The organism is Streptomyces sp. NRRL S-350 (assembly GCF_000719705.1).
Taxonomy (GTDB): Bacteria; Actinomycetota; Actinomycetes; order Streptomycetales; family Streptomycetaceae; genus Kitasatospora.
Genome location: NZ_JOHO01000002.1, coordinates 149971 through 175036, shown reverse-complemented (window position 1 = coordinate 175036; position 25066 = coordinate 149971). Strand labels below are relative to the sequence as shown.

At 73.5% G+C, this 25066-nt stretch carries 20 protein-coding genes; 14 read left to right on the top strand and 6 right to left on the bottom strand.

Annotated features, from left to right (window positions below):
* Nucleotides 1–125 precede the first annotated feature (125 nt).
* The 8 genes from IF30_RS0102280 (at nucleotide 126) to IF30_RS0102245 (ending at nucleotide 9529) form a co-directional block, all read left to right on the top strand.
* Nucleotides 126–1877: a glycoside hydrolase family 35 protein gene (locus IF30_RS0102280; protein ID WP_030231133.1), complete on the top strand. Its 1752-nt coding sequence runs from the start codon at nucleotides 126–128 to the stop codon at nucleotides 1875–1877.
* A gap of 86 nt (nucleotides 1878–1963) precedes the next feature.
* Nucleotides 1964–3415, top strand: a complete 1452-nt coding sequence (locus IF30_RS0102275; RefSeq protein ID WP_030231131.1) for an RICIN domain-containing protein — start codon at nucleotides 1964–1966, stop codon at nucleotides 3413–3415.
* A gap of 401 nt (nucleotides 3416–3816) precedes the next feature.
* Entirely contained in the window at nucleotides 3817–4863 is a 1047-nt protein-coding gene (locus tag IF30_RS0102270) for an expansin EXLX1 family cellulose-binding protein (protein WP_030231128.1), read from the top strand.
* Nucleotides 4864–4994: 131 nt separating this feature from the next.
* Nucleotides 4995–5525 (top strand): SigE family RNA polymerase sigma factor, encoded by a 531-nt coding sequence (locus tag IF30_RS0102265; RefSeq protein ID WP_030231125.1) that lies wholly within the window; start codon nucleotides 4995–4997, stop codon nucleotides 5523–5525.
* Nucleotides 5522–6316, top strand: a complete 795-nt coding sequence (locus IF30_RS0102260; protein ID WP_030231123.1) for a hypothetical protein — start codon at nucleotides 5522–5524, stop codon at nucleotides 6314–6316. Before IF30_RS0102265 ends, IF30_RS0102260 begins: the two co-directional genes overlap by 4 nt.
* A gap of 425 nt (nucleotides 6317–6741) precedes the next feature.
* Nucleotides 6742–7095, top strand: coding sequence for a hypothetical protein (locus IF30_RS0102255; protein ID WP_030231121.1), 354 nt, complete (start codon nucleotides 6742–6744; stop codon nucleotides 7093–7095).
* Between the two features lie 284 nt (nucleotides 7096–7379).
* The gene (locus tag IF30_RS0102250) at nucleotides 7380–7970 is read left to right on the top strand and encodes a carbonic anhydrase (protein WP_030231119.1); all 591 of its coding nucleotides are present in this window, start codon (nucleotides 7380–7382) and stop codon (nucleotides 7968–7970) included.
* A gap of 77 nt (nucleotides 7971–8047) precedes the next feature.
* Nucleotides 8048–9529 (top strand): SulP family inorganic anion transporter, encoded by a 1482-nt coding sequence (locus tag IF30_RS0102245; protein WP_037898692.1) that lies wholly within the window; start codon nucleotides 8048–8050, stop codon nucleotides 9527–9529.
* Between the two features lie 156 nt (nucleotides 9530–9685).
* On the opposite strand, the gene aspA is transcribed toward IF30_RS0102245, so the two are convergent.
* From aspA to IF30_RS0102225, 4 genes are all read right to left on the bottom strand, one after another.
* On the bottom strand, nucleotides 9686–11095 hold the full coding sequence (gene aspA, locus IF30_RS0102240; RefSeq protein WP_030231116.1) for an aspartate ammonia-lyase: 1410 nt from the start codon (nucleotides 11093–11095) through the stop codon (nucleotides 9686–9688).
* Between the two features lie 119 nt (nucleotides 11096–11214).
* Nucleotides 11215–12231: an asparaginase gene (locus tag IF30_RS0102235; RefSeq protein ID WP_030231115.1), complete on the bottom strand. Its 1017-nt coding sequence runs from the start codon at nucleotides 12229–12231 to the stop codon at nucleotides 11215–11217.
* 97 nt (nucleotides 12232–12328) lie between these two features.
* The gene (locus IF30_RS0102230; protein WP_030231111.1) at nucleotides 12329–13777 is read right to left on the bottom strand and encodes an amino acid permease; all 1449 of its coding nucleotides are present in this window, start codon (nucleotides 13775–13777) and stop codon (nucleotides 12329–12331) included.
* Nucleotides 13774–14505: a FadR/GntR family transcriptional regulator gene (locus IF30_RS0102225; RefSeq protein WP_030231108.1), complete on the bottom strand. Its 732-nt coding sequence runs from the start codon at nucleotides 14503–14505 to the stop codon at nucleotides 13774–13776. The genes IF30_RS0102230 and IF30_RS0102225 overlap by 4 nt, the downstream gene beginning before the upstream one ends.
* A 208-nt stretch (nucleotides 14506–14713) precedes the next feature.
* Here IF30_RS0102225 and IF30_RS0102220 point away from each other — a divergent pair, with 208 nt between their 5' ends.
* Complete coding sequence (locus IF30_RS0102220) at nucleotides 14714–15634, top strand: NADP-dependent oxidoreductase (protein WP_030231104.1); 921 nt, start codon at nucleotides 14714–14716, stop codon at nucleotides 15632–15634.
* A gap of 48 nt (nucleotides 15635–15682) precedes the next feature.
* Here IF30_RS0102220 and IF30_RS0102215 read toward each other — a convergent pair whose 3' ends face one another.
* The gene (locus IF30_RS0102215) at nucleotides 15683–17812 is read right to left on the bottom strand and encodes a WD40 repeat domain-containing protein (protein WP_158834692.1); all 2130 of its coding nucleotides are present in this window, start codon (nucleotides 17810–17812) and stop codon (nucleotides 15683–15685) included.
* A 193-nt stretch (nucleotides 17813–18005) separates the two neighbouring features.
* Here IF30_RS0102215 and IF30_RS0102210 point away from each other — a divergent pair, with 193 nt between their 5' ends.
* Nucleotides 18006–18704, top strand: coding sequence for a hypothetical protein (locus IF30_RS0102210; RefSeq protein ID WP_030231099.1), 699 nt, complete (start codon nucleotides 18006–18008; stop codon nucleotides 18702–18704).
* Between the two features lie 69 nt (nucleotides 18705–18773).
* Here the strand turns inward: IF30_RS0102210 and IF30_RS0102205 are convergent, their stop codons facing one another.
* On the bottom strand, nucleotides 18774–20084 hold the full coding sequence (locus IF30_RS0102205) for an SgcJ/EcaC family oxidoreductase (RefSeq protein ID WP_030231096.1): 1311 nt from the start codon (nucleotides 20082–20084) through the stop codon (nucleotides 18774–18776).
* Between the two features lie 97 nt (nucleotides 20085–20181).
* Between IF30_RS0102205 and IF30_RS0102200 the strand changes: the two genes are divergently transcribed.
* From IF30_RS0102200 to IF30_RS0102180, 4 genes are all read left to right on the top strand, one after another.
* A complete protein-coding gene (locus tag IF30_RS0102200) occupies nucleotides 20182–20712 on the top strand; it encodes a MarR family winged helix-turn-helix transcriptional regulator (protein WP_030231094.1) in 531 nt (176 codons plus the stop codon).
* 226 nt (nucleotides 20713–20938) lie between these two features.
* The gene (locus IF30_RS0102195; RefSeq protein WP_158834689.1) at nucleotides 20939–21499 is read left to right on the top strand and encodes a hypothetical protein; all 561 of its coding nucleotides are present in this window, start codon (nucleotides 20939–20941) and stop codon (nucleotides 21497–21499) included.
* 57 nt (nucleotides 21500–21556) lie between these two features.
* Nucleotides 21557–22090, top strand: a complete 534-nt coding sequence (locus IF30_RS0102190; protein WP_234322550.1) for an EF-hand domain-containing protein — start codon at nucleotides 21557–21559, stop codon at nucleotides 22088–22090.
* Between the two features lie 547 nt (nucleotides 22091–22637).
* The gene (locus IF30_RS0102180) at nucleotides 22638–25016 is read left to right on the top strand and encodes an Orn/Lys/Arg decarboxylase N-terminal domain-containing protein (RefSeq protein ID WP_030231081.1); all 2379 of its coding nucleotides are present in this window, start codon (nucleotides 22638–22640) and stop codon (nucleotides 25014–25016) included.
* Nucleotides 25017–25066 lie beyond the last annotated feature (50 nt).

The window sequence follows — 25066 nt, the reverse complement described above, 5'->3', positions numbered from 1 at the left end:
CCGCACCCGGCCACCCGCCGGCGACTCCCGCCCGACGCCGCCCCGGCGCCGCCGACTCCCGCCCGACGCCCGATGCGACCCGCGCCCCTCGGGGCCGCCCGACGACCTACGGAGCACCCTGCCCCATGCCCGTCCTGCAGATCGAAGGCGACGACTTCATTCTCGACGGCGAGCCGTTCCGGATCATCTCCGGCGGACTGCACTACTTCCGCGTCCACCCCGACCACTGGGCCGACCGGCTGCGCAAGGCCCGCCTGATGGGCCTCAACACCGTGGAGACGTACGTCCCCTGGAACCTCCACCAGCCCCGGCCCGACACCTTCCGCCTCGACGCCGGGCTCGACCTCCCGGCGTTCCTCGACCTCGCCGCCGCCGAAGGGCTCCACGTCCTGCTGCGCCCCGGGCCGTACATCTGCGCCGAGTGGGAAGGCGGCGGCCTGCCGTCCTGGCTCCTCGCCGACCCCGACGTCCGGCTGCGCAGCCAGGACCCGACGTACCTGGCCGCCGTGGACGGCTACTTCGGCCACCTGCTCCCCCCGGTGCTGGACCGCCTGGCCACCCGCGGCGGCCCCGTCCTCGCGGTACAGGTGGAGAACGAGTACGGCGCCTACGCCGACGACACCGCCCACCTCGCCCACCTCGCCGCCCTCCTGCGCCGGCTCGGCGTCGACGTGCCCCTCTTCACCTGCGACCAGCCCGCCGACCTGGGCCGGGGATCACTCCCCGGCACGCTCGCCACGGCCAACTTCGGCAGCCAGTCCGGGCGGGGGCTCGCCGCCCTGCGCGCCCACCGGCCCACCGGCCCCCTGATGTGCAGCGAGTTCTGGAACGGCTGGTTCGACCGCTGGGGCGCCCACCACGTGGTCCGCGATCCCGCCCAGGCCGCCCAGGAGTTGGACGAGCTGCTGTCGACGGGCGCGTCGGTCAACCTGTACATGTTCCACGGCGGCACCAGTTTCGGCTTCACCAACGGCGCCAACGACAAGCACACCTACCGTCCCACCGTCACCTCCTACGACTACGACGCCCCGCTCGACGAGAGCGGCGACCCCACCGAGAAGTACGAGGCCTTCCGCACGGTCCTGGCCAAGTACGCCCCCGTCCCGCCCGAGCCGACACCCGCCCGCGGCCCGAAGCTCACCGCACCCGGGATCGCCCTGACCGAGACGGCTCCGCTCTTCGGGAGCCTGCCCCTTCCGGACGCACCGGTGCCCTCGGAGCGGCCGCTCACGATGGAACAGCTCGGCCAGGACTTCGGGTTCGTCCGCTACGAGACCGTCCTGCCCGCCGCGGGCCCGGCCCTGTTGGAGGTCGAGGACGTGCGCGACCGGGCCCAGGTCTTCGTCGACGGCCAGCCCGTGGGCGTCCTGGAGCGTGAGCGGCACGAGCACGCCCTCGCGCTCGCCGTCCCCCGCGCGGGCAGCGTCCTGCGCCTGCTGGTGGAGAACCAGGGCCGGGTCAACTACGGGCCCGGCATCCACGACCGCAAGGGGCTGCTCGGCGGGGTCCGCCTCAACGGCGCCGAACTCACCGGCTGGACCAACCAGCCGCTCCCCCTCGCCTCGCTCAGCGGGCTCGCCTTCACCGGCGGCGCCGGGCCCGTCGTGGGCCCGGCCTTCCACCGCGGCACCTTCGAGGTCGACACCCCGGCCGACACCTTCGTCCACCTGCCCGGCTGGACCAAGGGCAACGTCTGGGTCAACGCGTTCCACCTCGGCCGTTACTGGTCCCGCGGCCCGCAGCGCTCGCTGTACCTGCCCGGCCCGGTGCTGCGGCCGGGCCGCAACGAGATCACCGTGCTGGAACTGCACGCAGCCCCTACGGCCCGCACCGTCGACCTGCGCGCGGCACCCGACCTCGGCCCCACCGAGGACTGATCGCGTCCGCGCCGCGCCGCCGCCGGGCCGACACCCGTCCACCACGACAGACAAGGGACACCATGGTCAGGACCCTTCTTCACCGTGTGACCGCGAACCTGCGCAGGGTGGCCTCGATCACCCTGGCGACCGTCCTCGGGTTGGCCGGCCCGTCCGTGGCGGCCGCGCCCGCGCACGCCGCCACCGTCTCGTTCACCCTCGGCGCCACCCGGACCGACCAGAACGGCCACACCCTCCAACTGCACGGCCTGGGCATCGTCAAGGTCGGCAGCACCTGGTACGGCTTCGGCGAGGACAAGACCGGGAGGACCGGCGCCGACACGTCGTTCCAGGACATCCCCTGCTACACCTCCACCGACCTCGGCACCTGGACCTACCAGGGCGTCGCCCTCGCCGGGCAGGCCGACGGCGACCTCGGCCCCCACCGGATCGTCGAACGCCCCAAGGTCCTCCGCAACGCCTCGACCGGCACGTACGTGATGTACGTGCACATCGACGACACGAACTACGCCGAGGCCAAGGTCGGCGTCGCCACCAGCGCCACCCCGTGCGGTCCCTACACCTACCGGGGCAGCTTCCGGCCACTCGGCCACCAGAGTCGCGACATCGGCCTGTTCCAGGAGTCCGACGGCTCCGCCTACCTGCTCAGCGAGGACCGTCAGAACGGCCTGCGGATCGACCGGCTCTCCGCCGACTACCTGTCGGTGGCCGGCGAGGTCACCGTCCTGCCGGACTACGAGGCACCCGCGATGGCGAAGATCGACGGCACGTACTACCTCCTCGGCTCCCACCTGAGCGGCTGGAGCAGCAACGACAACGTCTACGCCACCGCCGCCTCCCTGAGCGGCCCCTGGTCCCCGTTCCGGGACCTGGCCGCCCCCGGCACCCACACGTACAACAGCCAGACCGCGAACATCATCCCCGTCCAGGGCAGCGCCGGCACCACGTACCTGTACGCCGGAGACCGTTGGAACACCGGCGACCTCGGCAACTCCCCGCTGATCTGGCTCCCCCTCACCATCCGCGGCACCACGGTCAACCTCGGCCAGTACCCCTCCTGGTCGCTCGACACCGCCGCCGGTACCTGGACCCCCGGGTCCGGCGTCCCCACCGACGCCGTCCACACCCTGAGGAACGCCGGCAGCGGCCTGCTCGCGGACGTCACCGGAGCGTCCACCGACACCGGCGCGAAGATCGTGCAGTGGCAGTCCAACGGCGGTGGCAACCAGCAGTGGACGCTGCACCGCGTGGCGGACAACCTCTTCACGCTCACCAGCGTCCGCAGCGGCCTGTGCCTGGACGTGCCGGATTGGTCCACCGCCGGCGGGCTGCAGCTCCAGCAGTGGACCTGCAACGGCGGCGCCAACCAGCAGTGGGCCGCCGACCTGGTGGGCAGCCTCACCGGCACCACCTTCGTCCTGGTCAACGTCCACAGCGGCCTCGTCATCGGCGTGACCGGCGCCTCCACCACGGCCGGCGCCGCCGTCGACCAGGAGACCGGCACCGGCACCACCGCCCAGCAGTGGACGCTCTCCTGACGCACTGAGGTCGCCCACGCGGCGACCACGACCGGGGCGGGGCCGGCAGCCGGGAGGCGGCCGGCCCCGCCCTTCAACCGTCGCCCACCTCCTCGGAGATTTCCTCGCACCGGCGGCAACCTCCTCGGCGACGGCGGCAACCGACAGATGACCGGAGGATGCGGACCAACGGCGACCGGCACCGGTACGCCGGCACCGTCGCCCACGTCGTCCCCGGCGACCCGTCCTGCCCGTCCTGCCCGCCCTGCCCGTCCTGCCCGCCTCCGGTCCTCGTCGGGTCGCCCCCGCGGCCACGCGGCCACGCGGCCACGCGGAAAAAAATCCGCGCGGAGCGGCAACCTTTCCGGCCCCGGCGCCCACTGGGCAGTGCAACGTCGAGTCGATCTACCGAATGGATGGGAATGAGGGCAACGAAGCACGCCGCCCCGCAGCCGAAGCGCGGGCTGGTCATGGGCATTCCGTTGGCGCTGGTGGCGGCCGCCGTACTGGCGTGCCTGGCGTTCGCGCTCCTCCCGGGCAGCGGCGGCGGTGCGGGTTCCGGGGACGCGGCCGCCGGGCAACCGGCCGCCGCGTCCGTCGCGACGACCGCGCCGGCCACCCAGCCGGCCACCGAACCGGCCACGCCCCCGGACACCGGTGCCCCGGCGGGGGCCACGCCCACCACGGCGGCCCCGTCGGCCGACAGCGCCCCGCCGTCGGCTCCCGGCACCCCCTCGCGCCCGGCCACCCCCACCCGGCAGTCGTCGACCGCCGCCACGCCGTCGGCCCCCGCCGCTTCCGCACCCCCCACCGGCGGGAACGCGGGCGCCGCCGCTTCCACGGCCTCCCTGGCCGGGCGGATCAAGCCCGGGACGGCCTACCAGGGCGTCGCCACCTCCTACGACGCGGCCGACGGCAACGGCGCCTGCTCGTTCGGCCCGTCCGGCGACCTCATGGTCGCGGCGATGAACCACACCGACTACGAGTCGTCCAAGGCGTGCGGGGCCTCCGTACTCGTCCGCGCCGCCAACGGGGCGAGCATCACCGTGCGGATCGTCAACGAGTGCCCCCTGCCCTGTGCTCCCGGGCAGCTCGACCTCAGCCACGAGGCCTTCGCCAAGCTCGCCGAGCTCTCGGTGGGCCGCCTCCCGGTCACCTGGACGCTGCTGAGCCCCGCCACGGCGCCGGACACCATGTCGATCCGGTACCAGACCGGGTCCAGCCAGTGGTGGTGCGGCATCCAGGCGATCGGCCACCGGAACCCGGTCGCGACGCTGGAGGTCCGGGCGGCCGGCGGCTGGCGGCAGCTCCCCCGCAGCGACTACAACTACTTCCTCTCCGCCGACGGCACCGGATGCGGCGGCCAGATCAGGGTCACCGACATCTACGGGGAGCAACTGACCGTCGACGGGATCGCGTTGCGACCGGCGGTCGCGCAGTCGGCCCGCGCCCAGTTCGCCCGGCATTGACCGCGCCGCTGGCCCGTCCGCCGTCCGGGCTCCGCCCCCGGGGCGACCACCTTCCGAGGGCGATGACGGGCACTGCTAGGCTCAAGCCGCTTGTTAACGCTCACATTGCAGGGAGAGGGCGACCGAGGGAGATGCTCCTCGATGACGCGTCCGCGGAGTTCCACGACTTCTTCGAACGCCACTACGCCGAACTCGCCCGCCTCGCCCATCTCCTGACCGGCGAGGCGGACGCCGCCGACGACCTCGCGGCGGACGCCCTCATCGCCCTGTGGCAGCGCTGGGACCGGCTCCGCGCGGCCGACCACCCCCTCGCCTACGCCCGCGGGGTGGTCGCCAACATGGCCCGGGCCCGCATCCGCAGCGCGGTCCGCGAGCGCCGCCGGGTGCTGCTGTTCTGGTCCCGCAACCCGGAGAAGACGGAAGGCCCCGACGTGGCCGCCGTGCTGGACGTCCGTGCCGCACTCGACCGGCTGCCGTTCCGCAAGCGCGCGTGCGTGGTGCTGCGCCACGCATTCGACCTTTCGGAGAAGGACACCGCCGCGGCCCTGGGCATATCGGTCGGTACGGTGAAGAGCCAGACCTCGAAGGGGATGGCCGAGCTGGAACGCGCACTCGGCGCACGAGCGGTCGGCGAACTGACGACAGGAAGGAGGAACCGGTGAACGAGGACATCACCCGGCGGCTGCGCGAGGCCGCCGACGCCCACCAGCCCGACCGTGCACGGATCCTGGCCCGCGTCGAACGCGGTGCGGCCGGCCCTCCCGGCCGCCACCGCACGCCGCCGTTCGCGAGGTCGTGGCCCAGGGCCGTCCTCGCCGGCCTCGCCACCGCCGGCATCCTGGCGACCGGCGGGCTCGCGGTCGCCGCCATCGTCGGGACGCCGCCGCCGTCGGACACCGTCACCACCGCGCCGGCCGCCCCTTCCCCGGCGGCCGACTCCCCCACGGCCCGATCCGCCCCCCCGACCACCACCGCTCCGGCGCCGGCCGTCCCCACCGCGGCGCCACCCGCCCCGGCTCCCACGAGCCCGCGCCCGACGCCCTCGGCGAGCAGCCGGGCCCAGAACGGTCCGCTGTGGTCGGACGGCTCGGTGGACCAGCACAGCACGATCTACTGGGGCCAGAACGACCTCACCATCAGAACCACCCAGCCGCTCACCGCGCTCACCGTGGAAATGCGGATCGCCCAGACCGGTGAGGTACGGGACACCGGCAACTGGCGGACCCTGCCGAACGACGACTTCACCGTCACCGTGCAGGAGTCCGGCGGCGCGCTGGTCTACCGCTGGGTCCTCAAGCCCGGCCGCACGGTACCGGTCGGCCAGCACGAATTCGCCGGCCAGTTCAACCACGCGGCCGGTGCGCGCAATGCCGCCGGTGACAGCTACCGCATCGACGCGCAGTCGGCGGGCGGCCCCGCCGGCGTCTCGGGAGGATTCGTACCGGCCCGGTAACGGGCGGCGGGGCTCCGGTCGCAAACCGGCGACGGTGGAATCCCGCGAACGATCGACGACAGGCCGGCGGCCGGTGTCGGCTCACCCCAGGGCATTCCCGGGTGGGCCGGCACCGGCCGCCGAGCCGTATTCTCACAGCAGTGGCCGGAGGCCCGTGAAATCCTCGTCCCGGAGTTCCGGTACGGGCTGATCGCCTCGCATATTGCACGCATACGAACCGACACCGAATCGAACCGGTCGTCGAAAGGTCGCATCGCAATCAATTCACCGGTCGCCCACATTCGGAGCGGCGACCGACGCGTCATCACTTTCCACCAGAAGTGATTCACGGACTGTTCACCGAAATCCGGAACCCGGGCGCTTTCCGAGCCGTCAAACTCAAGGAGAAGCCAACAAAGGGTCAGGCACAGTAAAAGGAGTGGTCAATGTCCACGGTCAGGAGGGTGATCGGCCCCGCCGCCGTGGCCCTCGTGGCCGTGTTCGGCCTGCTGGTCCTGTGCCAGTCCGCGTCCGCGTTCCTCCGGCAGGAGCGCTGCCCCCGGGCGGTGGTCGCGGAGGCGAAGCTCGCCGAGGAGGCGGTGGCCCCCAAGTCCGCACCCGGCCTCTGCTGGGTACGGCCGCGGGACGTCGAAGTGCCCGACCGGCGCCCCGAGTCGACCGCGGCCATCGCCGACGACGCCCCCGCCACCGCCGCTCCGTCGCCGGTCGGTGTCACCGACCCGCCTTACGGGACGAGCAGACGGAGCAGAGCGGCGGTCCTCCAGGTGTTCCGCTGCTGATCGGCGCCGACCGCGCCCGCACGCTCACCGACGGCGGCGACACCCGACCGGCGACGTCCGAACAGCGTCATCCCGCACGGCCGCATCCCGCACGATGACGCCTGCCCGACGGCGCCCCGCACGACGCCCTGAACGGTGACGCCCGCCGCCCCGCACCCGGCAGTCCACGACGGCCCACGGCAGTACCGCCCGTGCCGCCGCGCTCCATGCTGCCCCCGTACCGAGCGGGCACGGTCCCGAAGTCTCCGTTCCCACACGACTTCCGAAAGGCCCGAGGCACCGACATGCAAGCATTCATCGACCACGCCCGTACCTTCCGCCACCGTGCCGCGCGGGACGCCGACGCCTTCGGGCGGCTGGCGGCGGGCCAGAGCCCGCAGGCGCTGTTCATCACCTGCTCGGACTCACGCATCATCCCCTCCGTCGTCACCGGCGCCCGGCCCGGGGACCTCTTCGAGATGCGCACGGCCGGCAACATCGTCCCGCCGTACCGTCCGCCGGTCCCCTCGGCCGAGGCCGCGACCATCGAGTACGCGGTCGAGGTCCTGCGGGTCGCCCACATCGTGGTGTGCGGGCACTCCCACTGCGGCGCCGTGGGCGCCGTCGTGCGGGGCGAGGACCTCACCGCCGTGCCCGCGGTGCGGGACTGGCTCTCCGACGGCACCTCGCTGACACCCGACGGGGAGCCCGGCCACGACCTGGCCGTTCCCGTGCAACGCCACGTCCTGGACCAGCTGGACCGGCTGCGCACCCATCCGAGCGTCGCCCGCCGGGTCGACCAGGGCCTGCTGGGCCTGCACGGCTGGTTCTACGAAGTGCACACCGGCGCCGTCCTCAGCCACCGCCCCGGAACCGACGCCTTCCTGCCACTGTGACCCCCTCGGCCGCCGGTGACCCCGCGGCCCGCCACTCCCGAACCACCACTCCCGAACCTCCAACGATGAGGGCTTCCATGCGTCTTCCCACGTTCAGGCTCGGCCTGTTCAAGTACGACCTCACCGCCTCGCTCGTCGTGTTCCTGGTCGCCCTCCCGCTCTGCGTCGGCGTCGCCGTCGCCTCGGGGGTACCGGCCGAACTCGGCCTGATCACCGGCATCGTCGGCGGCCTGGTGACGGGCGCGCTGCCCGGCAGCAGCCTCCAGGTCAGCGGCCCCGCGGCCGGGCTGACCGTCCTGGTCGCCGAGACCGTACAGCGGTTCGGCCTGCCCGTCCTCGGCGTCGTCGTCCTCGCCACCGGTCTGCTCCAGCTGCTGCTCGGCGCGCTGCGCTGGGGCCGGTGGTTCCGCGCGATCTCCGTCGCCGTGGTCGAGGGCATGCTGGCCGGCATCGGCCTGGTCATCATCGCCGGCCAGCTCTATGCGCTGGCCGACCGGCCCGCCCCCGCGAGCGGAGTCGACAAGATCCTCGGCCTGCCCGGCCTGCTGTCCCGGCTCGTCGCCACGCCCTCCGCCGGCTACTCCTTCGCGATCGGCGCCGGCACCATCGCGGTGATCGTGCTGTGGCAGCGGCTGCCGGCCAGGGTGCGGGTCGTGCCGGGCGCACTGGTGGCCGTCCTCCTCGCGACGGTCGCCGCCTGGCTGCTCCCCCAGCCGGTGAAGAAGGTCGAGGTCAAGGGCCTCCTGGACGCCATCCAGCCGCCCGGTACCGGCGTGCTCGACCAGTTCACCCCCGCCCTGATCGTCACGATCGTGGCCTTCACCCTCGTCGCGTCGGCCGAGAGCCTCTTCAGCGCGGCGGCCGTCGACCGCCTCCACGACGGACCGCGCACCGACTACGACAAGGAGCTCATGGCCCAGGGGGCGGGCAACACGCTCTGCGGCGCCCTCGGCGCCCTGCCGATGACCGCGGTCATCGTCCGCAGCGCCACCAACGTCCAGGCCGGTGCCAGGACCAAGGCGTCCCGGGTGCTGCACGGCGTGTGGCTGCTGCTCTTCGCCGCGCTGCTCCCGGCCGCCCTCGGCGTCATCCCCGTGGCGGCGCTCGCGGGGGTCCTGGTGCACGCCGGGTTCAAGCTCCTGCCGTTCAAGCACATCGGCCCGCTGTGGCGCGAGCACCGTTCGGAGGCGGTGGTCCTCGCGGCGACCGCCGTGGCCATCGTCACGGTCAACATGTTCGAGGGCGTGCTGATCGGCCTGGGCCTGTCGGTCGTCAAGACCGCCTGGGAGACGTCCCGGCTGCACGTGGAGACGGAGGAGCAGCCGGGCGGCGCCGTCCGGGTCCGGCTGACGGGCAACGCCACCTTCCTCCGGCTGCCCACGATCCTGGACGCCCTCGAGGCGCAGCCGGCCGACCGGGTCGTGGAACTGGACCTCACCGGGCTCCGGCATCTCGACCATGCCTGCCAGACGGCGCTGAACACCTGGGCCGAGCGGCACAACGCGCACGCCCCGGAGGCCGTACGGCTGATACCGGCCCTGGCCGGTCCTGAGGCCTGAGCCGGTCCTGAGGCCTGAGCTGGTCCTGAGTTCTGAGCCGATCCCGAGGCTTGAGCCGATCCGGCGAAACCCGCCGCCGCACCGGGGGTCCCGCTGCGGCGGGGGGCTCCGGTGCGCCGGCGGGTCCAGGGTCGTGCTGTCGCGGGCGGCGCGCCGTCAGGCCAGGGCCGCACCGGTGCCGGCGATGACCTCGGGCCGCAGCAGCGCGGTGAGCGTCTCGGCCGGGAGCAGGCCCCGCTCCAGGACGAGTTCGGCCACGCCCCGGCCGCTGGCGAGGGCCTCCTTGGCGATGTCGGTGGCGGCCGTGTACCCGATGTGCGGGTTCAGGGCGGTCACCAGGCCGATCGAGTTCTCGACGGTCGCGCGCAGCATCTCGGTGTTGGCGGTGATGCCCACCACGCAGCGCTCGGCGAGGGTGAGGCAGGCCGCCCGCAGGTGGGTGACGGACTCCGACAGCGAGTGCAGGATGATCGGCTCGAAGGCGTTGAGCTGCAGCTGGCCCGCCTCGGCGGCCATCGTGATGGCGACGTCGTTGCCGATCACCTCGAAGGCGACCTGGTTGACGACCTCGGGGATCACCGGGTTGACCTTGCCGGGCATGATGCTCGAACCGGCCTGCACCGGCGGCAGGTTGATCTCGCCGAGGCCGGCGCGCGGGCCGGAGGACAGCAGCCGCAGGTCGTTGCAGGTCTTGGACAGCTTGACGGCGATGCGCTTGAGCACGCCCGACATCTGGACGAACGCGCCGCAGTCCTGGGTGGCCTCGACCAGGTTGGCCGCGGTGACCAGCGGGAGTCCGCTGATGCCGGCGAGGTGGCGGCGGGCGGATTCGGCGTAGCCGGCGGGGGCGTTGAGGCCCGTGCCGATGGCCGTGGCACCCAGGTTGATCTCGTGGATCAGCTCGACGGCCTCGGCGAGCCGGCTGCGGTCCTCGTCGAGCATGACGGCGAAGGCGGAGAACTCCTGGCCGAGCGTCATCGGCACGGCGTCCTGGAGCTGGGTGCGGCCCATCTTCAGCACGTCGCGGAACTCGACGGACTTGCGCGCGAAGGCCTCCTGGAGGACGGCCATGGCGTCGAGCAGGCCGCGCACCGCGTAGACGGTCGCGATCCGCACGGCGGTCGGGTAGACGTCGTTGGTGGACTGGCCGAGGTTGACGTCCTCGTTGGGGTGCAGGTGCCGGTACTCGCCCTTGGCGTGGCCCAGCAGTTCCAGCGCCCGGTTGGCGACGACCTCGTTGGCGTTCATGTTGGTCGAGGTGCCGGCGCCGCCCTGGATGACGTCGACGACGAACTGGTCGTGCAGCTTTCCGGCGCGGATCTCACGGCAGGCGGCGACGATCGCGGCGGCCTTCCCGGGCGCCAGCAGGCCGAGTTCCTCGTTGGCGAGGGCGGCGGCCTCCTTCACGGCGGCCAGGGCCTCGATCAGGTGCGGGTAGGCGGAGATGGGCGTGCCCGTGATGGGGAAGTTCTCGGTGGCGCGCAGGGTGTGGACGCCCCAGTAGGCGTCGGCGGGGACGTCGCGGTCTCCGAGCAGGTCGTGCTCGCTGCGGGTGGCGGCGGTCATGGGTGGACGGGTCCTCTTCCTGAGGTGGGTGGGCGAGGTCGTGGCGTGGCGGGGTCGTGGTGCGACGAGCACGCGGTGTGCCGGGGTCGTGGTGCGACGGGGAGGTCGCGTGACGGGGTTCAGGCGGGGAGGAGCGCGCCGGCCGGGTCCAGCGCCGCCACCGGCCGGATGCCGCCGACGGGCCGGCCGCCGCCGGTCGTCGGCTCGCCGGCGAACCGGGCGAGCAGCCGCGGGTCGACTCCCGCCCGTGCCAGGGCGGCGGCCGCCACCGGGACGCGCGCCCGGTTCGCCCCGTCGGCGATCTTCACGGCGACGGCGCGGCCGTCCGGCAGGGCCGCGATCTGGACGCCCTCGAAGCCGTCCTTGGCGAGGAGTCCTGGCACCACGCGCATCAGTTCGGCCACGTCCCGTCCGGTGCCGGAGGCCATCTCGGGGTGGCCGCGCAGGGCGTCCGCCACCCGGTGCTCGGCCGTGCCCGGCGCCGCCGTGGCGATCCGGGCGGCGGCGCGGGCGAGGCCGTGCAGGGAGACGGCGAACAGCGGGGAGCCGCAGCCGTCGACGGTGACGTTGGCGATGCGCTGGCCGGTGAGCTCCTCGACGACGTCGGCGATCGCAGTCTGGAGGGGGTGGGCCGGGTCGAGGTAGGTGTCCGGCGGCCAGCCGTTGAGCGTGCAGAGGTACAGCATCGCGGCGTGCTTGCCGGAGCAGTTCTGGGCGAGCCGGGAGGGCGCGCGGCCCTCCCGCACCCAGGCGTCCCGGGTGTCCTGGCCGTACGGCAGGTCGGGGACGTTGCGCAGGTCGTCCTCGGTGACGCCGGCCAGTGCGAGGATCCGCCGGGCTCCGGCGAGGTGGCGTTCCTCGCCGGAGTGGCTGCCCATCGCGAGGGCGAGCAGTTCGCCGTCGAGCGGCAGCCCGGCCCGCACCATGGCGACGGCCTGGACGGGCTTGAGGGCGGACCGCGGGTAGCAGGCGGCCTCGATGTCGCCGATGGCGAACCGGACGTCGCCGTCGCCGCCGAGGACGGCGACGGAGCCGTAGTGGATCCCCTCGACCACGCCGCCACGGGTGACGTGGGCGACGGGTGAGTGCAGGGGCTCACGGATCGCGGGCGCGTCCGCGAGGAAACTGCTGCGCATCACTGCCTCGTTCGGTGGTGGGTTGCTGCTGATCGGTGCTGCGGCCTGCGCCGTCCCGCGGTGAAGCACCGTGCAGGACAAGCGATCCGACCGACCGTCATCTCTCGGTGGAGCCGGTGGTCTTCCCGGCGCGGGCGAGGCGGCGGCGGACGGCGTACCAGCCGGCGACCAGCACGCCGCCGATCAGCGGCAGGCAGAGCACGGTGGTGCGGCCGGGGCCGCCGTCGGCGTACATGAGGACCAGGACGGAGGCGAGGAAGGCCAGTGTCACGAGTTCGGTCCAGGGCGAGCCGGGCAGCCGGTAGTCGGGGCGGTCCAGTTCGCCGGCCTTGGTCTTCCGCCAGAAGAGGAGGTGGCAGACCATGATCATGCCCCAGGTGGCGAGGATGCCGATCGCCGCGAAGTTGAGCACGATCTCGAACGCCTCCGCCGGGACGACGAAGTTGAGGCCGACGCCGAGGACGCACATGCCGCTGGTGAGCAGGATGCCGCCGTACGGCACCTGGCTGCGGCTCATCCGGGCGGTGAACTGGGGGGCGGACCCGTTGACCGCCATCGAGCGCAGGATGCGCCCGGTGGAGTAGAGGCCGGAGTTGAGCGAGGACAGGGCCGCGGTGAGCACGACCAGGTTCATCACGCTGCCGGCCGCGGGCACGCCGACGTGGGACAGCACGGTGACGAACGGGCTCTGCCCGGCGGTGTACCGGTTCCACGGCAGCAGCATCGACAGGAGGAGCACCGAGCCGACGTAGAACAGGCCGACCCGCCACATGATCGAGTTGATCGCCTTCGGCATGACCTTCTCGGGGTGCTCCGTCTCACCGGCCGCGACACCGACCAGTTCGACGGAGGCGTAGGCGAAGACGACGCCCTGGACGATCAGCAGCATGGGCAGCAGACCGTTGGGGAAGATGCCGCCGTTGTCGGCGATCAGCGACGGGCCGGGCACCACGCCGTCGACCGGGTGCCGGGTGACCAGCAGGAAGATCCCGATGCCCATGAACACCACCAGCGCGCTGACCTTCACGATCGCGAACCAGAACTCCAGTTCGCCGAAGATCCGCACCGAGATGAGGTTCACGGTGAGCACCACGGCCAGGGCGACGAGGGCGATCACCCACTGCGGGACGCTGGAGAACAGGTGCCAGTAGTGGGTGTACGTCGCCACCGCGGTGATGTCGGCGATGCCGGTGGTCGCCCAGTTGAGGAAGTACATCCACCCCGCCGTGTACGCGCCCTTCTCCCCCAGGAACTCCCGGGCGTACGAGACGAAGGCGCCGGAGGACGGGCGGTACAGCACGAGTTCGCCGAGGGCTCGGACGACGAGGAACGCGAAGAGGCCGCAGACGGCGTACGCGACGAACAGGGAGGGGCCGGCGTCCGCCAGGCGCCCTCCGGCGCCGAGGAACAGGCCGGTGCCGATGGCACCGCCGATGGCGATCATGTTGACGTGCCGGGGTTTCAGGGACTTGCTGTAGCCGGTGTCTCCGGCGTCGACGTGACGGGTCGTGGGGCGTTTCTCGTCCTTGAGGAACTGCTCGCTCACGCCTCGGGTCTGCCTTCCGTTGGGGACTCCGCGCGCCCGGGGCGCACGATGTCGATGAGGGTCGTCTCGACCCGGTGGAGGTGGTGGGACATGGCCGCCACCGCGTCGTGCTCGGAACCGTCGATCAGCGCCTCGACGATCGCGCGGTGCTCGCAGTTGGACTGGTCGCGCCGCCCGCCCAGCTCGTTGAGGAACGCCGACTGACGCGCCAGTGCGTCACGGATCTCCTCGATGACCCGGCGGAACACCGGGTTGCGGGCGGATTCGGCCACGGCCAGGTGGAACACGGTGTCCAACGCGACCCACGCGGTGGTGTCGGTCTCCCGTTCCATCCGGTCGAGCAGGTGCGCCAGGTGGTCCAGGTCCTCCGGGGTGCGGCGCAGCGCGGCGTACCCCGCGACCGGGATCTCGACGTGCCGACGCACCTCCAGCAGGTCGCTGGCCGCGTAGTCGCCGAAGGTCGGGTCGTCCACGGCGTTCGAGACGACGAAGGTGCCCTTCCCGGTCTTCGCGACGGTCAGGCCCATGGCCTGCAGGGCCCGGAGCGCTTCCCGCAGGACGGGGCGGCTGACCTCCATGGTCCGGCAGAGTTCCGCTTCGGAGGGGAGCTTGTCGCCCACGGCGTAGTCGCCGCGCTCGATGGCGCTGCGCAGGTGGCCGAAGACCGCTTCCGTCGCGCTGACGCGACGCGGGATCGGGCCGCCTGTCTGGCTGTCTGACAGGTTCACGGGGTGATCCTGCGGGCTTGCGGACCGCCGTGTCAAGAGGCCCGCCGCCGGGGCTTCCGCGCGGGGCGCCGCCCGGGGTGGGCCGTCGTCGCCCTGACGGTCCCGCGTGGGTGCCGGGCCCCCGGGCCCGGCATAGCGTGACCGGAGGCGCCCGCCCGCCACCCGGCGGCGGGCGCGGGACGAGACCAGCAGCCCCTGGAGGACGTTCATGCGCGCCGTGACCTACGACTCGTACGCCGAGGACAACTCCCGACTGCGGTACGGCGAGGTGCCCGACCCCAAGGTGGGCCCCGGCCAGGTGCTGATCCGGGTCCGCGCGGCGGCCGTCAACCCCGTCGACTGGAAGGTCATGGCGGGCGGCCTGGACGGCATGATGGACGCCGTCTTCCCCGTCGTCCCCGGCTGGGACGTGGCCGGCGTGGTCACCGGGACCGGACCCGACACCCCCGAGTTCGCGCCCGGGGACGAGGTGATCGCCTACGCCCGCAAGGACGTGGTGCAGGCCGGCACCTTCGCCGAGTACGTCGCGGTCGCCGCCCCCGCGGTGGCACGCAAACCCGCCACGCTCGACTGGGCGCAGGCGGCCGGGCTGCCGCTGGCCGGCCTCACCGCGCTGCGCAGCCTGGACCGGCTCGCGGTCGGCCCCGCCGATGTCCTGCTGTTGCACGGAGCCGCGGGCGGCGTCGGCAGCCTCGCGGTCCAACTCGGCCGCGACCGCGGGGCCCGGGTGATCGGCACCGCCTCGGAGCCCAACCACGACTTCGTCCGCGGACTGGGCGCCGAGCCGGTGAGCTACGGCGACGGCCTGACCGAGCGGGTGCGCGCGCTCGCGCCCGACGGCGTGTCCGCCGTGGCGGACTTCGTCGGCGGCCAGCTGGAGACGACGCTGGCCGTGCTCGCCGACGGCGGGCGGCACGTCTCCGTCGCCGACCCGGTCGTGGAACAGCACGGCGGCCACTGGATCTGGGTCCGCCCGGACGGCGCCGAGCTGGCCGACCTGGCCGCGGCGGTCGACCGGGGCGCACTGACCGTCGAGGTCGCCGAGACCTTCCCGCTGGAGCGCGTGGGCGACGCCTTCGACGCCAGCCGCACCGGCCACACCCGCGGCAAGCTGATCATCACGCCCTGACGCGGCACCCCCGCCCCGGCCCGGCGGACGGGCGGATCCCCGCGGGCGTCAACGGCGGGCCAGCACCGCGAGGTCCGCGCCGAAGCCCACCACCAGCCGCCCGTCCGGGGCCACCGCCAGCCCCCGGATGCCCGCGGGGAACGCGTACGTGCCGATCCGCTGCCCCGTGGAGACCTCCCAGACCCACACCGTCCCGTCCTGTCCTCCGGCTGCGACGACGGGGCGCCCGTCCGACGTCCCCACCGCCCCCACCCGCACGGCACCGCTGTGCCCCGTCAGGGGGCGGCCGATCCGCTCCCCCGTGGCCAGGTCCCACAGCTGGACCGGGCCCGGCTCCAGCCCGCGCCCGGTCAGGACGACGTCGCGGCCTTCGAGTGGTTCCAGGGCCAGGGCGCCGCCGTGTTCCGGCTGCACCCCGATCCATCTGCTCGTGGCCAGGTCCCACACGCGCCCGTGCCAGGTCACGGCGACGAAGTGGCCCTCCACGGCCCCGAAGAAGTCGATCGACGGGCTGGTGTACTCACTCGTCGACCGTCCGTGCAGTTGCTCCCGGGTGGTGAGGTCCCAGATCCGCACCGCCTCCTGCCGGTCGCGCGTGAGGAGGGCCGGCCGGCCGTCCACGGTCCCCACCGTCACCAGCTCCACGGCGGCGGCATGGCCGGCCAGGGGCTCCCCGAGCTGCCCCCCGCCGTCGAGGTCCCAGAAGCGCACCCGCGCGTCCGCGCCGCCGCTGACGACGACGGAGCGGCCGTCCACGACGGCCGTGGTGAGCTTGTGCACGGCCCCCGTGTGACCGGCCTGCCGGTCACCCGTCTCCTTCTCGCCGTCGAGGTCCCAGACCCGAACCGCCCCGTCCTCACCGCCGGTGACGGCGAGGTGGCGCCCCTTCACCACCGCCGTCGCCGCCGCCCGCACCGTCCCCTCGTGGCCGATCAGCGGCGGGCACAGCGGCCTGCCGGCGGACAGGTCCCACACCTCGACCTCGACCGGCCCGCGGCCGTTGTAACCGAGGATCGCGGCGGGACGGCCCCGGATCATCCCCAACGCCGCCCCCTCCACGAATCCCGGGCCGGGCCCACCCACCTGCTCGCCCGTCGCCAGGTCCCAGATGCGGGTCTCGTAGGCGTTGGCACTGACGGCCAGCCGGCAGTCGGACGCCGGGTCCGTCGCCAGGACGTGCGTCCTGGCGTTGAGTTCCATGGTGACGCAGTGCCGTCCCCCGCCGTCGCCGTGGCCGCCGGACGCCGGATCCGCGGCGGAGCGGGACTCCTCGGCGCGGTCGCTGCCGGCGCCGAACTCCCGTCCGGTGAGCAGGTCCCACCGCCGGACGGCCCCTTCCGCGTGGCCGGTGACGGCGACGGGACGGCCGTCCAGCACCGCCGTCGCCAGGGCACCGACCGTGCCGGTGCGCATGGTCAGGAGCGCACCGCGCGGGGTACGGGCGGCCAGGTCCCACACCCGCGTCCTGCCGTCGGTGCTGCCGGCGACCACGACCGGCCGGCCCTCGACCAGTGCGGTGGCGAGCACGACGACCCAGGAGTCCTCGGCGCCCGGGTACGCGACGACCAGTTCCCCGTCCACGAGGTCCCACACCCGGACCGTCCCTCCGGAATGACCGGTGGCGGCGACGGGGCGGCCGTCCAGCACCGCCGTCGCCAGGGCCCTCACCGCGCCGTCGCGGTCGGTCGCGACCGTGCCGAGTTCGCGGCCCGTGGTCAGGTCCCACCAGTGCAGGGTGCCGTCCTCGCAGCCGGCGACGGCGAGCCCCTGGTCCGCCGTGACCACCGTCGCCACCGCGCGCACCTCGGCCGACGCGGGCAGGGCGTACCGCAGCCTGGAATCCAGGCCGGTGCCGGTCGCCCACTGCACGACCCACGGGTCATCGCCGTCCTGACGGACCGCCACCGCGGCGAGTCCTTCCGCCAACTCCCGCTGCCCGTGACGGGCCGCGTCCAGCGCCAGCACCTGCCGTCGCACCTGCGCACCGGCCGCACGGTGCACGTGCCCCGACGCCCGGTACACGGCGGCCGCCACCGCCTCCTGCTGCCCGACAGCGCCGTCCAGCGCCGCCACGACCTGCTCCGGGTCGCCGTTCACCAGCCACTCCGGATCGGTCAACCGCCCGCCCTTCGACACGACTTCACGCCCCGGACCGTCACTCGGGAAATCACCAGTCATGACCGGCACCCTAGCCACCCCCGCCCCGGCCGGCGGGCGGGGCGGGCACACCGGGGACGCGTGCGGCCCGCCGGCACCCGTCCGACCACGGTCCGGGAATCGGCGTGATCCGATGGAGCGGCGGCGAACTCCAGTGGGATGCTGTGCCCTTGGTCGGACGGTCCGACCACCACACCGACCAAGGGAGCCACCCGTGCCACTGTTCGGCAGCCGCAAGAAACTTCCGGAGCCGCTCTGCGACGAGCACGGCCCGTGCAAGGCGCTGGCCAAGATCCCCTTCTTCGAGGTCCGGGACCGGCTGCGACTCCTCGTCACCCCGAGCCGGGCCCTCGGCCCGGACCCGATGGCCCGGCAGATCGACGACGAGCTGTCGGTCGTCCTGTGCGTGAACGGCGGGAAGCGGGGCGGGACGACCGAGGCCCTGTCGATAGCCGAGCACGCCGCCGACCAGTGGAGCATCAGCCGGGCCGAGCTCTGGGAACGGGCCTTCGCCAACCTCGCCACCGAGCAGCTCAACCGGCAGTCCTTCAACGCGACGAACGGCGACGTCCTCTACGCCGTCAACGGGACGGGGCCGTGGCCCGGCGCCGCCCAGGCCCTGCGCCTGGAGACCGCCCTGGGCGTGGCCGAGCTGCCCCACGGCGCCCTGGTCACCCTGCCGACGAACAACGCGTTCTGTGCGGCACCGATCCGCACCGGCTCGTCGCTGAACGCGATCCGCTTCATGATCGACCTGTCGAAGCAGCTCCAGGCCAACGATCCGGCCCCGCTGACGTCCTCGATCTTCTGGTACCGGAACGGCTGGCTGGAGAACCTGAACGTCGGCGACAACGGCATGATGCGGCCCTCCGCCCGCTTCCGGGAGATGGCCGACGGCCTCCCCACGGCCTGACCCTCGTCCGCCGGCCCCTGCCGGAGCGCCGCCCAGGCCCCCGGATCCCCGTGCGGGGGATCCGGACGGTCAGTCGACCGCGATGGTGTTCTGGGCGGCGCCGATGCGCCAGGCGCCGTCCTCCTTGACCAGGACGTAGAACGGGCGTCCCTCGGGCCGGTCGGTGATCCGGGTGCCGTCGGGGCGGACCGGCTGCTGGCGGACGTTCACCGCGGCGACGTCGGGCCGCAGGAACAGCACCCGTTCGACGTCGTAGACGGCGGTGGCCTCGGCTGCCGCACCGGGCAGCACCTTCCGGGTGAAGGTCGCGATCTCCTCGAAGCCCGAGAGCCGCCTGCCGTGGCCGGTGGTCCACACCGGGTCCTCCTGGCGGAAGACGCCCAGGAACCGGTCGGCCAGCTCGTTCTGCTGGGCGTGCTCGACCTCGGCGACCAGGCGGCGGATCGCGGCCACCTCGGCGTCGGTCTCCGGCCCGTCGGGAGCGCCGAACACCTCGACCGGCCGGTACGAGCCCGACATCAACTCAGCCACCGCGCCCGGCCGGACCGGCCGCCAGCCGAGGGCGGTAACGGCGGCGGCACCGCTGACGCTCTGGTCGAGGGCGAGCGCGTCCGCGAAGAGCGCGCCGAAGGCCTCGGCGGCCTGCTCCACCGGCACCGCGCGCGGGGCGGCGAGCACGCCGGCCGCGCGGCCGGCGGCCCGGGCGAGGTCACGGACGGGGACGGCCGACTCGCCGACGCCGTGCCAGACGGTGCCGGCCTCGGCCCGCTCGACAGCGGCCACGAACAGCTCGGCCAGGTCGTCCACGTGGACGGTCGGCCAGCGCACGCCCTCCTCGCCGTAGTACTCGGGCGCCCCCTGCAGGCGGGCCCGGTCGACCAGGATCGCGGGGATGCCGCCCCCGCGGCCGTACACGATGCCGGGCCGGACGACGACCGCGCGCACGCCCTCGGCCGTCTCGGCCAGCACCCGCCGCTCGATCCGCGGGCGGTAGCCGACGATGTCGATCGGGTCGGTCGGGGCGTCCTCGCCGACCTCCTGGGCCTCACCGGTGGCCCCGAGCACCCACACGCCGCTGGTGTAGACGAAGGGGCGACCGGTGCCGCGCAGCGGAGTGGTGAGCGCCTCGATGACGGCGATGTCGACGTCGGCGTCGCCGCTCGGAGGGGCCAGGTGGATCACGGCGTCGATCTCCGGGGTCACCGCACCGGCCAGCGAGGCCGGGTCGGCGGTGTCGCCGACCACCTGGGCGTGCCAGCCCCGGCCGGGCTGCGGCTCGGCGCTTCGGGTGAGCGCGACGACCTGGTGGCCGGCAGCGGCGAGGTGCTCGGTGACGGCCGAGCCGATGTAGCCGGTGGCACCGGTGAGCAGAACCTTCATGACATCCCCCTACGTCGAAAACTTCGATGTCGAAAATATAGGCATCCACGGTCAGCAATGTCAAACATTTCCATGTCGAAATGTTAGACTCTGCGCCATGACGGCTCAGCAATCGCAGCAGGACGGCGTCGACCGGATCACCGCACAGTGGCACGCGGTCCGCCCCGACCTGGACACCTCCCCCATGGCCGTGATCGGCCGCCTCTCCCGCGCCTCGCGCCTGCTGGAGCGCGGGATCAAGGACAACCTGGCCCTCCACGGCATCGAACCCTGGGAGTTCGACGTCCTGGCCACCCTGCTGCGCTCCGGCCCGCCGCACGTCCTCACCGCCGGCGAGCTCAGCTCGGCCGCGATGGTCAGCTCCGCGGCGCTCACCAACCGCATCGACCACCTCGAAGAGAAGGGCCTGGTCGAACGGGCCGTCGACCCCGCGCACCGTCGCCGGGTGCTGATCTCCCTGACCCACACCGGCCGGGAACTGACCAACCGCCTCGTCGAGCACCACCTCGCCGGCGAGGAACGCCAGCTCGCCGGACTCACCACCGCCGAACGCGACCAGCTCACCCACCTGCTGCGCCGCGTCCTCCTCACCCTCGGCGACCGCACCGACGGCTCCGCCGGCCGGTGACCGCCGCACGGACCGCCCACCCGCCGGCCTCCCGGCGAGTGACCGGCCGGCGGTAGGCCACCCGTCCTCAGTCGATGTGACCAACGTGCCCAGGCGCCTGGCGGGTCGTCCGGACACCGGGGGCCCTGCCGCCGATCATGCTCGTGGCGGCCAGACAGAGCCGCAGAGACCGGCAGGCGGGGCGCGCAGGTCCGTCCGGCAGCCGAAGACGACGGGAGAACAACCCATGAGGATCGCTGTCCGCGGCCGTGCCGCTGTGCCGGCTGTCGTGTCCCTGTTCGCCGTGGTGCCGCTGCTCGCCGCGGTCCCGGCCCGCGCCGGGGCGGCCGGGCCCACGACCGACGCCACCTGCGTGCTGAACGCGCACGGTGTCTTCGCCACCGCGCTCGGCCCGGGAGGCACCGACCTGCCGGTGGTGGACACGCTGGCCATGACCGGCACCGTGTCGTGCGTGGACGCGGCGGGCGCGCCCTCGGCGACCGGCACCTTCGAGCGGACGGTCACCATGCCCGCCGCCGAGTGCACGGGCGACGAACACGGCGACACCTCGACCACGACCGTCCACTGGCTCGACCGGACCGTCTCCACCTTCCGGTTCGACAGGATCGACGTCGTGAAGGTGAACGGCACCGCCTCACTGACCGTCACCGGCGCCGTCACCCCCGACAGCGCGCGCTTCGCCGGCGACACCGTCAACGCCGTGGGCACCAGCACCGGCACCGGCTGCGGCACCCCCGCCGGCGAGACCGCCGCCGACTCCACCCTGGTGCTCCGCCTCACCCACTGACCGAGCCCGGCGACCAGCGACCGCCACCCGCCCCGCCCGCACGAAGGAAGACCCGGCATGCCGCTCCCCTCCACCAAGCCGCACCCGGCCCCGGCCGACCCCACCGCCCCGAAGGCCCGCATCTACGCCATGCTGGACACCGACGGCGACGGAGTCGCCTCCCGCCACGACTACTTCGTCCGCATCGAACGGACCCGGCAGGCCACCGGACGCGACGACGACGACCCCCTCGTCACCGCCGCACGCACCACGGGCGAACGCGCCTGGGCCGCGATGGACGCCAACGGCGACGGCGTGATGACCTACCCGGAGTACGAGGCCTGGGTGGACGCCGACAAGTTCGACACCGTCTGCCAGTACGCCCTGGGCGCCCTGTTCGACCTCGCCGACGCCGACCAGGACGGCACCCTGGACCGGACGGAGTTCACCACCCTGCGCCGAGCCCTCGGCAACCGGGCCGACAACGCCGACGCCGCTTTCGCGGCACTGGACGGCGACGGCGACGGACGGGTCAGCCGCCAGGAGTACCTGGCCTCGATCCGCGCGTACGTCACCGGCGACACCTCCCCCATGGGCGACGCCCTGTACTGACCCGCTCCGCCCCGCCTCCCCTTCTGCACGGCTCCGCCCCGCCTCCCCTTCCGCACGGCTCCGCCGCCGCCCGGCACCGGACAGGAGCCGGGGGCGGGGCCGGCTCTCACCGGTGCGCCGACGACCCCGACGGCTCCTCCTGCACCAGGCCCAGCGCCTCCAGGAGGAGCCGGCAGTCCTCCGGGCCGAGCGCGCGAGCGGCTATCACCCTGCGCGCCCGGCGTCGCACCGATTCGGGCACATCCCCGCCCGCCGGTTCGAGAACCTCGCCCACGGACGCCGGATCCCAGTTCGCATGAACCACCACGTCACCTCTTCGTGTGCGGATGAACCGTCCAGGCTACTGCGCCGGCACCGAGCACCGGAAGGGCGAGGAGCCCCCGACCCCGGCCAGGGGTGTCGCGTGCCCGCCCGCGCGCTCGTGCGGGCGGGCGGTGCGCCCCCCGATCGGGGGAATCCGGTGGCAAAGGCCAGTGGCACACGCCGCCTCGCACGGACACTGGGCCCGGCATCGACGGGTCCGTGGTCTGGGAAGGTGTGCTGACCGATGGGGAAGAGCGAAATCCTGCTGGCTTTGCCCGAGGGGCCGGTCCGGTCGGGCGCCGCCGGCGAACAACTCCGCCGGGTGGGGAAGGAGTTGGAGAACCGCGGCTTCGAGCTGCGCTGGGCCGCCAGCGCCCGCGACGCCCGGGCGGTGCTGCAGACGGAGGCGGGGATCGCCGCGGCCGTCGTCGCCTGGCGGCTCCCGCCCGGGGCCGGGCCCGACTCCCACCCCGGCCCCGACTCCCACCCCGACCCGGGGCCGGACGCCGCGCCGGGCCTGGCACGGGACGGTGGCGCCGCCGTGCTGCGGATGATCGGGCGGCGCTTCAAGGACCTCCCCTCCTTCCTGGTCATGTCGGACGACTCGGAGCAGGAGTTCGAGGCACTGCCGCTCTGGGTCTCGGAGGTCGTCACGGGGTACATCTGGCCCCTGGAGGACACCCCGGCCTTCGTCGCCGGCCGGGTCGAGGCCGCCGCGCGGGCCTACCACAGCGACATCCTGCCGCCGTTCTTCAAGGCGCTGCGCGGCTTCGACGACGCGCACGAGTACTCCTGGCACACCCCCGCCCACTCGGGCGGCGTCGCCTTCCTCAAATCCCCGGCCGGGCGGGCGTTCTTCGACTACTACGGCGAGCGCCTGTTCCGCACCGACCTGTCGATCTCGGTGGGTGACCTCGGTTCCCTCTTCGAGCACAACGGCCCGATCGGCGAGGCCGAGCGCAACGCGGCCCGGGTCTTCGGGGCCGACCGCACCTACTTCGTGCTGCACGGCGACTCCACGGCCGACCGGATGGTGGGCCACTACAGCGTCACCCGGGACGAGATCGCGCTGGTGGACCGCAACTGCCACAAGTCGGTGCTGCACGGGCTGGTGATCTCCGGCGCCCGCCCGGTCTACCTGGTGCCCACCCGGAACGGGTACGGGCTCGCCGGGCCCCTGCCGCCGACCGGCACGGATCCCGCGGCGGTGCGCGCCCGGATCGCGGCCAACCCGCTGGCCGCCGGCGCCGTCGACCCGCAGGCGCAGTACGCCGTGATCACCAACTCGACCTACGACGGCCTCTGTTACGACACCGTCCGAACGGCCCGCGCGCTCGCGCCCAGCACGCCCCGGCTGCACTTCGACGAGGCGTGGTTCGCCTACGCGCGCTTCCACCCCCTGTACGAGGGCCGCTACGGCATGGCGGTCGGCCCGGAGACCTTCGACGACCCGCTGCGGCCCACGGTCTTCTCCACCCAGTCGACGCACAAGCTGCTCGCCGCCCTGTCCCAGAGCGCGATGGTCCACGTGCGGTCGGCCCCCCGGGCACCGGTCGAACACGACCGGTTCAACGAGGCCTTCATGATGCACGGCACCACCTCGCCGTTCTACCCGGGGATCGCCTCGCTGGACGTCGCCACCGCCATGATGGACGGCCCGCAGGGGCAGTGGCTGGTCGACGAGGCCGTCACCGAGGCCATCAGGTTCCGCCAGGCCGTCGTACGGACGGCCCGGCGGATCGCCGCCGCCGGCGACCGGCCCGCGTGGTTCTTCGGCGTCTGGCAGCCGGACGCCGTCACCGACCCGGCCACCGGTGAGCGCTTCGACTTCGCCGACGCCCCGGCCGCGCTGCTGAGCCGGGAGCCGAGCTGCTGGCACCTGGATCCGGGGGCGGACTGGCACGGCTTCCCCGACCTCACCGAGGGGTACTGCCTGCTCGACCCGGTCAAGGTCACGCTCACCTGTCCCGGTGTCACGGCCACCGGCCGAACGGCCGACTGGGGCGTTCCGGCCCGGATCCTGACCGCCTACCTGGCCGGCCGCGGCATCGTCGTGGAGAAGACCGACAGCTACAGCACTCTCCTCCTCTTCTCCATGGGCATCACCAAGGGCAAGTGGGGCACCCTGATGGACGCGCTGATGGACTTCAAGGCGCTGCACGACGGTGACGCCCCGCTCGACCGCGTCCTGCGCGACCTCGTCGAGCAGTACCCGCACCGCTACGCCGGCCTGACGCTCCGACAGCTCTGCCGGGAGATGCACGAACACCTCACCGGGGCCGAGCTGATCGACGCCCTCGACACGGCGTTCCGCGAGCTGCCCGAGCCGGTGGCGCCGCCCCAGCACTGCTACCAGCAGTTGATCCGGGGCGGCACCGAGCGGCTGCCGCTGGCGCGGGCCGCCGGCCGGGTGGCGGCCGCGATGGTCACCGTCACGCCGCCCGGGATCCCGGTGCTGATGCCGGGCGAGGCGGTCGGCGGCCCCGAGGGCCCGCTGCTGCGCTACCTGGGGGCGCTGGAGGAGTTCGACCGGCAGTTCCCGGGGTTCCGCAGCGAGACCCACGGCGTCACGATCGACGCGGCCACCGGGGACTACCTGATCGAGTGCGTCCGCGAGCCGTGACCGGCCGCCGAAGCCGGTGCCCCGCCGACTGCCGCCACGGGTGTGACTCG

Bases quoted from the DNA above. Each gene is read 5' to 3' on its own strand.
- IF30_RS0102205 (WP_030231096.1), bottom strand. From the start codon at position 20,084: ATGAAGGTTCTGCTCACCGGTGCCACCGGCTACATCGGCTCGGCCGTC.
- IF30_RS0102195 (WP_158834689.1), top strand. From the start codon at position 20,939: ATGAGGATCGCTGTCCGCGGCCGTGCCGCTGTGCCGGCTGTCGTGTCC.
- IF30_RS0102190 (WP_234322550.1), top strand. From the start codon at position 21,557: ATGCCGCTCCCCTCCACCAAGCCGCACCCGGCCCCGGCCGACCCCACC.
- IF30_RS0102255 (WP_030231121.1), top strand. From the start codon at position 6,742: ATGTCCACGGTCAGGAGGGTGATCGGCCCCGCCGCCGTGGCCCTCGTG.
- IF30_RS0102270 (WP_030231128.1), top strand. From the start codon at position 3,817: ATGAGGGCAACGAAGCACGCCGCCCCGCAGCCGAAGCGCGGGCTGGTC.
- IF30_RS0102180 (WP_030231081.1), top strand. From the start codon at position 22,638: ATGGGGAAGAGCGAAATCCTGCTGGCTTTGCCCGAGGGGCCGGTCCGG.
- IF30_RS0102220 (WP_030231104.1), top strand. From the start codon at position 14,714: ATGCGCGCCGTGACCTACGACTCGTACGCCGAGGACAACTCCCGACTG.
- IF30_RS0102200 (WP_030231094.1), top strand. From the start codon at position 20,182: ATGACGGCTCAGCAATCGCAGCAGGACGGCGTCGACCGGATCACCGCA.
- IF30_RS0102280 (WP_030231133.1), top strand. From the start codon at position 126: ATGCCCGTCCTGCAGATCGAAGGCGACGACTTCATTCTCGACGGCGAG.
- IF30_RS0102250 (WP_030231119.1), top strand. From the start codon at position 7,380: ATGCAAGCATTCATCGACCACGCCCGTACCTTCCGCCACCGTGCCGCG.
- IF30_RS0102235 (WP_030231115.1), bottom strand. From the start codon at position 12,231: ATGCGCAGCAGTTTCCTCGCGGACGCGCCCGCGATCCGTGAGCCCCTG.
- IF30_RS0102245 (WP_037898692.1), top strand. From the start codon at position 8,048: ATGCGTCTTCCCACGTTCAGGCTCGGCCTGTTCAAGTACGACCTCACC.
- IF30_RS0102215 (WP_158834692.1), bottom strand. From the start codon at position 17,812: ATGACTGGTGATTTCCCGAGTGACGGTCCGGGGCGTGAAGTCGTGTCG.
- IF30_RS0102265 (WP_030231125.1), top strand. From the start codon at position 4,995: ATGCTCCTCGATGACGCGTCCGCGGAGTTCCACGACTTCTTCGAACGC.
- aspA (WP_030231116.1), bottom strand. From the start codon at position 11,095: ATGACCGCCGCCACCCGCAGCGAGCACGACCTGCTCGGAGACCGCGAC.